The sequence below is a fragment of the Lactobacillus sp. 23-2 genome, assembly GCF_044902225.1.
GTDB classification, from domain to species: Bacteria; Bacillota; Bacilli; order Lactobacillales; family Lactobacillaceae; genus Lactobacillus; species Lactobacillus absianus.
Window position 1 is genome coordinate 1 of the sequence record NZ_JAOQBX010000086.1, and the last position, 348, is coordinate 348.

Genomic DNA, 348 nt, shown 5'->3' on the forward strand with positions numbered 1-348 from the left:
AGGTGCTCTCAGACTCGGAAGTGGATACGCTCTCGGATTCGGATGCTGATTCGCTCTCTGATTCGGAAGTTGACTCACTTTCAGACTCGGAAGTTGATTCACTTTCAGATTCTGAAGTTGAGACGCTTTCGGATTCGGACTCGGAAGTTGAAGTGCTCTCAGACTCGGAAGTGGATACGCTCTCTGATTCGGATGCTGATTCGCTCTCTGATTCGGAAGTTGATTCGCTTTCGGACTCGGATGCTGACTCGCTCTCGGATTCTGAAGTTGAAGTGCTCTCGGATTCGGACTCTGAAGTTGATTCACTTTCGGATTCTGAAGCTGATTCGCTTTCAGACTCGGAAGTTG

General features: G+C 48.9%; 1 pseudogene. It reads left to right on the forward strand.

The features are described 5' to 3' along the window. Positions 1 to 348 (forward strand): annotated as a pseudogene (locus OCH80_RS10255) (fibrinogen-binding protein); the annotation flags it as partial.